Source organism: Nostoc sp. UHCC 0251, from assembly GCF_034932245.1.
Lineage (GTDB): Bacteria > Cyanobacteriota > Cyanobacteriia > Cyanobacteriales > Nostocaceae > Nostoc.
Window position 1 is genome coordinate 24762 of record NZ_JAYGHD010000317.1, and the last position, 11166, is coordinate 35927.

The window sequence follows — 11166 nt, forward strand, 5'->3', positions numbered from 1 at the left end:
GTAATGAGATATTTATAGAAGTAGTATGTTTCAACAAAGCTACAAATTATATAAATTTAATTTACCTGGATGTTATTTTGCTCAGTAATTTCGCTGAATTAGCTAAAATTTAGTATAAAAATTTATCAAATCTGGAGAAGATCACAGTATGAAGCGTCATGCTGAAACTATAGCGCTTCTGGGTTGAGTTCAATACAGACCTAACCCGCATACCTTTCCCTACTAGCGTTGGGGAGTAAGACAGGGTGTATTGCATACAAACGAGAAACGCTATAGGTAAGCTTGTAGCAAGAAACGAGTAATAATAAAATTGCGTTCAGTCGGTGAAGTACCTAAAAAATTTAGTATGTTACTTATGCTCAGACGCAAAAGCCGCCGTAAAATTTCCTCGGTGGCGATGCTTGCGCTTGTTATATGCTTTACTCTGTTAAGTGTGCATTCCTTTGGGCAAACAATTATGACATCAGCACCCCAATTGCTCACCGACCCATTTTTGCAACTGCCAACTGCAACCTCAGTCCGAGTAGTTTGGTTTACTGAGTTTGCTGGTGTTAATCATACAGTAACTTACGGTGAAAATCTTAAACAAACTGCTAAGGCAAATACTACCAAACTCACTCGCACGCGTGAAGACCAACACTCAAGAGTTGCAAACCAAACCCAAGATGGTCAAATTTATCAAAAACCCGTCCAGCGTGACATCTGGCGACATGAAGCTGAGGTGACTGGGTTAACTCCTGGTTTGCGGGTAAACTATCGGATTACAAGTGTGCGAGAAGACGGCGAAACAGTTAACAGTGATGTTTTTACCCTCGCAGCTACTCCAAAACCGGATACACCACTAAAAATTTTACTCACTTCAGACCATCAATTAAAGCCGATGACGGCGGCAAATCTGCAAAAGGTGGTAGAAACAGTTGGAAGGGTTGATGGGGTGTGGTTTGCTGGTGATTTGGTCAATGTTAGCGATCGCGCCTCAGAATGGTTTGATGATAATAGTGGTGGTGCGTTGTTTCCTGGTTTACAAGGTCGTGCTAAATATGACATGACACACGACGGTGTTAAGACAACCTACACTGGTGGAAAAATAATTCAACACGCACCCATGTTTACTTGCATTGGCAATCATGAGGTAATGGGACGATTTGGCAGGACGGGAAGTTTAAATGATGAATTTGATGATACAATTCCCCGTGCTGTTGCTCAAAGAATCTATCGGGACAAATCTTTAATAGATAATTCTTTTAATACTAATACTTACGAAGAGATTTTCTCTTTACCAAAAAGTAAAGAGGGTGGAAAAAGGTATTATGCAGTTAGCTTTGGTGATGTGCGTTTGGTGGTACTGTACGCTACGAATATGTGGCGGACTCCTAGCTTAAATGGAAAATTTAAGGGTAGATATCGAGAAGCCGAAAAGGATTTAAATAATCCTGAAGATTGGGGTTATGGACAGGTAATTTATGAGCCAATTGCTAAAGGCAGCAAGCAGTATAATTGGCTAGAGGCAGAACTCAACAGCCTTGAGTTTAATCAAGCAAAATACAAAGTTGTGATGTTCCATCATCCGCCCCACACTCTGGGCGATAATATAGTTCCTGCTTATACAGAACCAGTTCAAATAATTGAACGGGATGGTAATAATATTAAAGCAGTGCGTTATGAGTACCCAAAAGACGCAGATTATATTAACCGTGATGTTATCCCAATACTTGAAGCGGCTGATGTGGAATTGGTATTCTATGGACATTCCCATTTGTGGAACCGCTTTGTTAGTAAGAGTGGAATGCATTTTCTAGAAACATCTAATGTGGGTAATACTTACGGCGCTGCTTGGGGTGACAGAAAGCGAGAAGTGCCAATTGGATATCAAGAGGATTATGTTAAGCTTGGTGATCCCAATGGTTTAGAACCGATAGTGCCAACAATTTCTCCCTTGCTGGGTGAAGATGGAAAGCCGATGCCTTATATTGCGAGTAATGATATTACGGTTTTTAGTATCTTTGATACGGGGACGGGTACCATAAGTAGTTATCGTTTTGATACTCGTAAGCCTGATTCGGAAGTATTGAAGTTTGATGAGTTTAAGTTGAAATAGTCATCTTTAGCATTCCCGCCTCGGAATAAATTCCAAGGCTAATAGCGAAAGTCCTCTCAAGAGGACTAAATACAAAATTTTTTGCGTTGCTGATTTCATGAATGAAAAAGATTCTGTATGATATCAAAATCCTTGTAGAGAGACGTTGCAATGCAACGTCTCTACATCTGGATTTATACCGTAATTCAGCAATGCTAAATTTTTAGCGATGTAGATGGCTATCATATCTAAAATGGAGAATTTCAGTCCACTTGAGTGGACTTTAGCTATCAGCCTGGGAATTTATTCCCAGGCGGGATATCGGGTGAGCGCGATACTTTAACTGGTACAAAAATATGGATAACGACAAATAAAAAAGGGGGGATCTCTTCTGCGTAAGTCCTAAGATTGTAGACTGCTAATAGCTTCGACAACTAGTTTAGAAACAAAGGGCAAAATAGCCCGACTCTTAGCCTGCGCTTTCCCTTCAGTAAATACCACTAAGACATAAGGGCGCTGTTCTGGTATTTCAATATACGCAACGTCATGGCGAACTTGACTTGTCCAACCTGCTTTTGACCAAATTTGAGCATTTTCAGTCAGTCCACCACCTAAGAAACCTGTTACCTGATTTTCCTCGGTATCAGTGGGTAAATCGTTGAGACTACGTTTGAGTAAAGCCATCATTGCTTGCGATCGCCCACTTGAAACCGCCACTCCACCTACAATACTATGCAGTAACCTAGCGATCGCATTTGTGGTCAACATATTGCGATTGTCTAGTAACTCTCCCACAAACGCCCGTTCCCGTCCATAAGGGCCATCACCCCAAGTTTTTTGACAGACGTTAATTGTCTGCATTTCTTCCCAACCCAAAGATTGGTAATAGCGGTTAACAATATTACGCTGATATTTCCAGGTTTCAAAGGGCCCGGTTGGTAATTCTGGTCCTGAGGTAGTACCAGTCAAAATATCTACAATCAAGCTGGTAGCATCATTACTAGAATCAACAATCATATCCCGCAAGGCGCGTTCCAACTCCTTGGAAGTTTGACTCATGCCTTTTTCTAGCCATTCGTTTACCGCTACTAGGTAAAATAATTTGACTACACTGGCGGGATAAATCCGTTCAACACCGCGATAAGTGAAACCACGAACTGGGTGATCCCAAAAAGCGTTGGGAGTCAGCGCCCCACCAGTATTTACTCGCACTGGGGGATCGTAAACAACCCAAGTCAGGGCAATTTGATTACGGGCTAAGGTCGGAAATTCTGCCCAAGTTGCATCTAAAATGCCATTACCAAGATTTTCGAGTTGTTCGTCTTTATTAAAAAAAATCATTCTCTAATAATGTCCTTTAATCTAAAATCCCAAATCCCAAATCCAAAATCAGGTGAGTATCAGTGTTTAGCTGACCTGAATTTATATGATTCTCCTGAATGTACGCGTTTAGCAACTCAAGCCGCATCTGGGCGGCATTTGTGGGTAACATCAAATCATCAAAATTTAGCAGTTGAGGTGTATTTATGTGAAGATGACTATCCGGGATGGGTATCCATTTCAGATTTTGATTCATTACAATCTGCTACTGTACATTATCAGGCTGCAACATTTTCTGAATCTAAGATTCAAAAACTGCTAGCAGAGGTCATTGCCTTTACCCAAAAAGCGATGCAACAATCCAATTATTACCTTTGGGGTGGTACGGTTGCGCCAAATTATGACTGTTCTGGATTGATGCAGGCGGCGTTTGCTTCGGTGGGTATTTGGCTACCTAGAGATGCTTATCAACAGGAAGGATTCACCCAACCAATTACTATTGCAGAATTAGCAGCCGGGGATCTGGTATTTTTTGGAACTAGTCAAAAAGCAACCCATGTCGGGCTTTATTTGGCAGATGGTTATTACATTCATAGTTCTGGGAAAGATCAGGGACGGGATGGCATTGGGATCGATATCCTCTCGGAACAGGGAGATGCGGTTAGTCAGTCGTACTATCAGCAACTGCGAGGTGCTGGTAGAGTTATCAAGAGTTACGAACCACAGAGACGCTGAGGGCGCACAGAAGTATGAGGAGTGGGTTAGTTGATCAAGGGTTGAGTGAAGAGAATGGGGCGATTTCAGCTATTGCCCCGGATGTTTCAGTGGTGCTGCCGATACATAACGAGGTAGAAAGTTTGCCGCTTTTATTAGAAGCGATCGCATCTACTTTATCCTCTCGTCAGATAAATTATGAAATAATTTGTGTGGATGATGGTTCTACAGATGGTTCTGGGGATTTTCTTAAAAAAGAAGCGCAAATTCGCACTGATTTAAAAGCGGTGATTTTGCGTCGTAACTACGGACAAACTGCGGCGATGGCTGCTGGATTTTATTATGCAGTCGGTAAAGTGATCGTCACTTTAGATGCTGATCTCCAGAATGACCCGGCTGATATCCCCATGTTATTAGCAAAGCTGGATGAAGGCTACGATTTGGTGAGTGGTTGGCGGCAAAATCGCCAAGATGGTGCTGTAAATCGGTTACTTCCTTCTAAAATTGCCAATTGGCTAATTCGCCGCACTACTAGCGTGAATATTCATGACTATGGCTGTTCGCTGAAAGCATATCGAGCAGAACTGCTAGCAGATATGAACCTCTACGGAGAATTACACCGTTTTTTACCAGCTTTGGCGTACATCGAAGGAGCTAGAATTACTGAAGTACCCGTGCGCCATCATGCCCGTCGCTTTGGTCGTAGTAAATATGGGATTTGGCGGACATTCCGCGTGTTGATGGATTTGTTAACCATCCTGTTTATGAAAAAATTCCTCACCCGCCCAATGCACGTTTTTGGGCTGTTGGGCTTGATGTCAATGGTTTCGGGAACTGCGATTGGAATTTACTTGACTTTCATCAAATTGGCTTTCGGTGAGATGATTGGCAATCGCCCTTTGCTGATTTTAGCCGTTCTCCTCCTAGTAACTGGTGTGCAGTTGTTTTGCTTCGGTCTTTTGGCAGAATTGCTCATGCGTACATATCACGAATCCCAAGGGCGGCCTATCTATCGCGTGCGAGAAGTAGTAGCAAAAAATGTTAAGTAACGTAACAATAGTAGTCATTAGTCATTAGTCATTGGTCATTAGTCATTAGTTAAGGGTAAATACTGGTTGACTCTAGACAAAGGATAAATGACAAATGACAAAAACCTTATTAACTTGCATCTACCTTGAAAGCATTTAATACCTTTGACGCCGAACTGCGACGCAACCTGCTGATTTTGTTTACAGCAGGTTTATTATTCTGGTCGAGCATATCTTCGCTCTTACCAACCCTACCGCTTTACATCGATCATGTGGGCGCAAGTAAGCAAGAAATTGGGATTGTCATGGGCAGTTTCGCCATTGGTTTATTGCTATCTCGCCCGATACTGGGACGGTTAGCCGATGAACGCGGTCGAAAAATTACCTTGTTGATTGGTACGATAGTAGCTGCGATCGCACCCTTTGGTTACTTGGCAACTCAATCTCTTGGGCTATTAATCTTGGTGCGGATTTTTCACGGTCTTAGTGTTGCGGCTTTTACCACTGGCTACAGTGCCTTAGTCGCAGATTTAGCTCCCAGTGAAACTCGTGGCGAAATCATTGGTTACATGACCTTAGCAACTCCCCTTGGTTTAGCAATTGGCCCTGCCTTGGGTGGGTATTTGGAAGCTACAAGTGGTTACGGGATATTATTTCTCTTCTGTGCAGAATTGGGTTTTGTCGCTCTGTTGGGGATTGTACAAGTCACCAATCCGCCAGTGCAGACACAACAGCAAAATGAGGGAAACGAGCGCAACTTTTGGCAAATTTTAGGCAGTCCACGGGTGAGAGTTCCAACAATAGTTATGTTGTTGGTTGGTTTGTCTCTCGGTGCTGTCCATACCTTTGTGTCCTTATTCCTCAAATCCACCGATGTGGACTTCAATGGTGGACTGTTTTTTACAGCTGCGGCAATTTCTAGTTTTAGTATCAGAGTGTTTGCTGGTAAGGCAAGCGATCGCTTTGGTCGTGGTTTATTTATCACATTCGGTATTTTTTGCTACGTTCTAGCGTTAATACTGTTGTGGCAGGCTCACAGCACGATGTCTTTCTTACTGGCTGCGATCGCTGAAGGTGCTGGTAGTGGTACACTCATCTCCATGATGGTCACAATGATGGCAGACCGCTCACTGCCACAAGAACGGGGTCAAATTTTTGCTATATGTATAGCTGGGCTTGACTTGGGAATTGCGATCGCGGCTCCTCTTCTGGGTATCATCGCCGAACAGGTAGGCTACCGCGATATGTTTGGCTACGGTGCTGCGATCACTTCTATTGCACTTGTCCTTTTCCTTACCCAGTCGAGCAAAAACCTATCCAACTCCCTGCGCTTTGCACTAGGTCTAGCTCCAGATGCCTACGCCTTGAACAACCTAAAAGTTAGGAGCGAGGAACTTTAATTCCTCACTCCTAACTTTCAACTCTTAGCCTTTTAAAACGGGCGAGGAGGGATTCGAACCCCCGACACCGTGGTCCGTAGCCACGTGCTCTAGTCCACTGAGCTACACGCCCTCACCGACAATCTATATTAACACGTTCTAACTAAATGGTGCAAGATAATTTTTCATCTAATTTTCCCAACTTAACCCATCTAGATCCACACGGACAGGCGCAGATGGTAGATGTGTCTGATAAAGCACCCAGTGTCCGCCAAGCAGTAGCCGCGGCCAATGTGCGGATGCTGCCAGCCACCTTCACCGCCATTCAAGCCGGAAATGTCCCAAAAGGGGATGTGTTAGCAACTGCAAGATTGGCTGGGATTATGGCAGCCAAGCAAACAGCCAATTTAATTCCTCTGTGTCATCCGTTGCCTTTGCAAAAAATCGCGGTTGAAATTACACCCGATCCCCAACTACCTGGTTATCAAATTCAAGCCACAGTCAAAACTAAAGCTGAAACTGGTGTCGAGATGGAAGCTTTAACTGCCGTTTCTGTGGCTGCCCTGACTTTATACGATATGGCAAAAGCCTTAGAAAAGTCGATTCAAATTGAATCAATTCGTTTAATAAGTAAGAGTGGCGGGAAATCAGGAGATTATTCACCACCAGAGCAATAGGCTACTGTATTTCCCCACTCCCCACTCCCCACTCACGGAAGATTATCAGGATCAATGCCGAGATTACGCAAATATGCTGCTAACTGTTCAACGCGTTGACGTTCTTGTTCTAGCAATAACTCAGCTTGTTCTGCCCGTTGATTGAGTTCTAGAGAATTCAAAAATCTTTGTCCATCTGGACGGTAAATTACTAACTCTCCAAGACCTGTTTGAAATTTTATTCCTAAGCGAGGACTAACCCAATCATCCATTTGCCATAGCTTATTCAAATGGTTGTTTTGTCGCAACCAGCCATCTAGTTGAAAACTTTCAGGGTCATATAAATAGTATTCTTCAACACCGTAAGTATCGTAAAACTCTAGCTTACGCTCCATTTCCTTGGTATCATTACTATAAGAAAGAATCTCAAAGACTACTTGCGGTGGAATATTATCTTCTTGCCACTGACGGTAGGAACGGCGTTTTCCCTTTGCTCTACCGAAAACAACCATTACATCAGGTGCAGTTGGTGTAATCAGCCGAGAACGGACGGGATACCAAAGTAAATCTCCCGCAATCAAAATATTGTCATTATTAGCAAATAGAATCTCTAAATTCTCCTTAATCAGGACAATCCAACGATATTGCTCGGTATTGTCTGCCATTGGTTTGCCGTCACTATCTGGATAGAGGAGATCGGGGTCTATTTGCTCAAAGATCGTCATTTGATTTAACCCAGTGGCTCTTGACTTACAATTCAATTATGACTGGCAATTCAATTATGACTGCTTGTAAGGGTCTAATAGCAACCATTGCCCCAAAAACCTTAGAATGAGTAGGGTGTATTTTCTGTAACAAATATTTATGCCTCCTCGTTGGCCTCGCAAACCCGATCGCAAAGACCCTGATTACCGCAAGATCGATGACCGGATGAATTTTGCCGTGCATGTAGCGATCGCTGCTACTATCAATTCTGGTTTATGGTTTTTCCACATCTTGAAAGGCACTACTTGGGAGTGGCTGCCTTGGGTGACTTTAAGTTGGACAGGAATAGTGTTGGTGCATCTGATTTATATTAGTGCGATCGCTAACTACACCGAAACTCCCTCAAAATCCACCTGAAGATGGATTACTCATGCTGGGGCGATTGTAACCTCTGGTAGTAGGATTAGGCTGTTAATTGAGCCATAATGTAAAAAAGGCTGAAATTTCGCACTTTTTCTTAATGTAGGGTTATTTTTATGGCTAAGACTAACACCACAGAACTACTAGAAGCCCTAGCAGCTGAAATTGGCGAAAACGTCTACATAGATGTTGCCAAATGGCATCTTTATTTATCTAATGCCAAACTGCATACAGTTGTTGCCGAGCAACTGTATCCCTTAATTACTTCCAACGCTGTAAACGAAGACCGAGTTTTACAAGTACTAGGATCGATTTCAGTAAAAATTGGCGGCGGTAAACGTGAAATTCCTTTAATCGATTTACTACCCCTGCAATGCCAAGTGGCTTTAGTAGATATTTTGGAAAAATATCAACGTGATTTCTAGTCGCTAAAACCAAGATTAAATTAGTTGGACAATTTTATTAATCAGCATTTCCTGATTCGATTTTAGCTTCTGAATTAGGTAGATATCTGCTGCGTCTATTTTATAAAAATGAACTTTACAGTTACACACAGACAGATCAATCTCGTGCAATTTATGTGTGGATATCTGATAAAAATTTCCTTTAACAATTAAGGAATATCCACGTTCAAAATCGGTTGATATTTGAGCGAGTTTATCTTAAGACTCGCTTTGAACATTCATGCAAACTCATTGAGGCAATTTCTATGCTTTTACAAGTCAAAGATAGTGGCGAATTGGTAAAAATCGTTGAGATTCAGGAATTAATTGACCCCAATAATGATGTTGTTCACGCAAAAGACCAAGAAGGTCAAGAAGAACAGCAACCTGAAAGTTTTAAAAAAGAAAATCTTGTTTTTCCTTCAGGTGAAGTTTTACCACGCTGTTGGTTAGATGCCGACTATAGAAAGGTCAAGGCTTAATTGATTTTAAAATCACGTAATTGAGCAACAAGTAGTAGAGGCGTACAGCTATCATACGTGTCAACTTAAGCTCAAACGCTTATTTCACAAGCGTTTTACCCCCCCTTAATGCCCAGGGCTGTTTCATTCCATTTCAAACAGCCCTGCCTTAGAAAGAGGGGAAAAAACAAATCTAGTTCCCTCCCCTTTGGAAGCTATCCATTACCCGTAATGGATAGCTTCCAAAGGGAGAGGCTAGCGCCAAAGGAGAAGAGAAAGCTTTACGCTGGGTTATCCGTTGTAGCAACTGGCGTTATGTTACGGAAATTTGTTATGACGTACCTAAAATTCAGGATGTGTAGTACTTTTAGCGATAATACACCCTACAAAACTTGCTCTTTATTAAATCTACATTCTTAACGAATTTAGAGAGCCTGTATCTCCATATCTATTGAGCCTCACCTATTGCAAATTACAAAAACCGGGCGTTTTGTACCTTTTTAGGCTTTTCTTTTGTCATAAGTCAAAAAACTTGTACAGTTGCCTATAGACTATGGACTATGAACTATAAACTATAGACTAATGACTTCCCGTAGCAATTTGATTGTGCGTTTTGCTGAACCAAGTGATTACAGCGTACTGTTTAAATTAATTCAGGGGCTTGCTGAGTATGAAAAATTATCTCATGCTGTTACTGGCAATGCTCTCGAACTTAAGGAGCATTTATTTGGTTCCCGGAAATATATAGAAGCAATCCTAGCAGAATCTGCGGGTCAAGCTGTTGGTTTTGCCCTATTTTTTCATAATTATTCAACATTTCTGACTAAGCCAGGAATTTATCTAGAAGACTTATTTGTTTTACCAGAATATCGCAGGCAAGGTATTGGTAAGGCTCTCCTAACTAAAGTAGCCCAGATAGCAATAGAACGTGATTGTGGGCGGTTAGAGTGGAGTGTTCTGGATTGGAACGAATCAGCCCAAAAATTTTACCGTAGTATGGGAGCATCTATATTAGATGATTGGCGAATTTGTCGTGTAACAGAAGATATGCTTACTCAGTTAGGGGCTATCAAATAAAGAATAAAAGATGAAATATAAAGGATGAAGCAGGACAATTTTCATCCTTAAACGCTTATCATTTTTTTATCAAATATTAAATTTTCTCTAAATTTGCATTTTCATTATTAGCATAGTTGTAAAGCAGTTTGTTGCTAGACATCGTTCTATACTAACAAGCCTAAATCTAAAATCCAGAATATTAAAATTATCAAAAATTGATAGTGAAGTTTGACAGCTTGTCATTTGACTATAGTAACGGCTCAACTGACAATTATGGAGGATATTGCAGCGAATAAGCCGTTATTGTAGAGAGAACACGAAATGAAAAAAATTATTACAGTGATGCTGTTAGGCATAGCAATCTTCACCTTTGCCTTCAGTAGTCCAGCTTTGGCAGGAGATGCTGTTAGTGGAGCTAAAGTATTTAGTGCTAATTGTGCCTCTTGTCACGCGGGAGGTAAAAATCTGGTTAATGCTGCCAAAAGCCTGAAGAAGGTGGATTTGGAAAAGTATGGTATGTACTCAGAGGAAGCAATTATTGCCCAAGTGACAAAAGGTAAAAATGCCATGCCTGCTTTCGGTAGTCGTTTAAAAGCCAACCAGATTGAAGATGTAACTGCTTATGTGCTTTCACAAGCAGAGAATGACTGGAAGTAGACTAAAATCTAACTTCAATAACTAACAATTTGCGGGACAAAAAGCCCCGCGAATTTTAGAGTTGCCAAAACTGTAAAATTTGGATTTTAGGACGCTTATTTGGTGCGCTTTCAGTACAACTTGAATTTTGGATTCCAATTCTGGCGTTGCTGATTCCATGTATGAAAATGATTTTGCATAATACCAAAATCCATAGACCTCTTGCAAAAGCGCTTTTTGCAAGAGGGGGAAAAGGGTAAAGGTTAAA

Annotated in this window: 12 protein-coding genes and 1 tRNA gene; 10 read left to right on the plus strand and 3 right to left on the minus strand. The window is 41.6% G+C overall.

Going from position 1 to position 11166, the window contains the following annotated elements:
- Positions 1–457: 457 nt before the first annotated feature.
- Positions 458–2098: a metallophosphoesterase family protein gene (locus VB740_RS25640; RefSeq protein WP_323202686.1), complete on the plus strand. Its 1641-nt coding sequence runs from the start codon at positions 458–460 to the stop codon at positions 2096–2098.
- A 381-nt stretch (positions 2099–2479) separates the two neighbouring features.
- On the opposite strand, the gene VB740_RS25645 is transcribed toward VB740_RS25640, so the two are convergent.
- Positions 2480–3418 (minus strand): serine hydrolase, encoded by a 939-nt coding sequence (locus VB740_RS25645; RefSeq protein ID WP_323202687.1) that lies wholly within the window; start codon positions 3416–3418, stop codon positions 2480–2482.
- A gap of 9 nt (positions 3419–3427) precedes the next feature.
- Between VB740_RS25645 and VB740_RS25650 the strand changes: the two genes are divergently transcribed.
- The 3 genes from VB740_RS25650 (at position 3428) to VB740_RS25660 (ending at position 6539) form a co-directional block, all read left to right on the plus strand.
- Complete coding sequence (locus VB740_RS25650; RefSeq protein WP_323202688.1) at positions 3428–4132, plus strand: C40 family peptidase; 705 nt, start codon at positions 3428–3430, stop codon at positions 4130–4132.
- Positions 4133–4146: 14 nt separating this feature from the next.
- Positions 4147–5160, plus strand: a complete 1014-nt coding sequence (locus VB740_RS25655; RefSeq protein WP_323202689.1) for a glycosyltransferase family 2 protein — start codon at positions 4147–4149, stop codon at positions 5158–5160.
- A 125-nt stretch (positions 5161–5285) separates the two neighbouring features.
- The gene (locus VB740_RS25660; RefSeq protein ID WP_323202690.1) at positions 5286–6539 is read left to right on the plus strand and encodes an MFS transporter; all 1254 of its coding nucleotides are present in this window, start codon (positions 5286–5288) and stop codon (positions 6537–6539) included.
- Positions 6540–6577: 38 nt separating this feature from the next.
- Here the strand turns inward: VB740_RS25660 and VB740_RS25665 are convergent.
- A tRNA-Arg gene (locus VB740_RS25665) sits at positions 6578–6651 on the minus strand.
- Between the two features lie 34 nt (positions 6652–6685).
- On the opposite strand from VB740_RS25665, the gene moaC reads away from it, so the two are divergent.
- On the plus strand, positions 6686–7195 hold the full coding sequence (gene moaC / locus VB740_RS25670; RefSeq protein ID WP_323202691.1) for a cyclic pyranopterin monophosphate synthase MoaC: 510 nt from the start codon (positions 6686–6688) through the stop codon (positions 7193–7195).
- 32 nt (positions 7196–7227) lie between these two features.
- Here the strand turns inward: moaC and VB740_RS25675 are convergent, their stop codons facing one another.
- Positions 7228–7899 carry a Uma2 family endonuclease gene (locus VB740_RS25675; protein ID WP_323202692.1) on the minus strand — a complete coding sequence of 224 codons (672 nt, stop codon included), beginning with the start codon at positions 7897–7899 and terminating at the stop codon, positions 7228–7230.
- 139 nt (positions 7900–8038) lie between these two features.
- Between VB740_RS25675 and VB740_RS25680 the strand changes: the two genes are divergently transcribed.
- From VB740_RS25680 to petJ, 5 genes are all read left to right on the plus strand, one after another.
- Positions 8039–8296, plus strand: coding sequence for a hypothetical protein (locus tag VB740_RS25680; RefSeq protein ID WP_229472735.1), 258 nt, complete (start codon positions 8039–8041; stop codon positions 8294–8296).
- A gap of 119 nt (positions 8297–8415) precedes the next feature.
- Positions 8416–8724, plus strand: coding sequence for a DUF3181 family protein (locus VB740_RS25685; RefSeq protein ID WP_323202693.1), 309 nt, complete (start codon positions 8416–8418; stop codon positions 8722–8724).
- Positions 8725–9008: 284 nt separating this feature from the next.
- Positions 9009–9224 carry an acetyltransferase gene (locus VB740_RS25690; protein ID WP_323202694.1) on the plus strand — a complete coding sequence of 72 codons (216 nt, stop codon included), beginning with the start codon at positions 9009–9011 and terminating at the stop codon, positions 9222–9224.
- A 561-nt stretch (positions 9225–9785) separates the two neighbouring features.
- Entirely contained in the window at positions 9786–10280 is a 495-nt protein-coding gene (locus VB740_RS25695) for a GNAT family N-acetyltransferase (RefSeq protein ID WP_323202695.1), read from the plus strand.
- Between the two features lie 303 nt (positions 10281–10583).
- A complete protein-coding gene (gene petJ / locus VB740_RS25700) occupies positions 10584–10919 on the plus strand; it encodes a cytochrome c6 PetJ (RefSeq protein WP_323202696.1) in 336 nt (111 codons plus the stop codon).
- Positions 10920–11166: the final 247 nt, after the last annotated feature.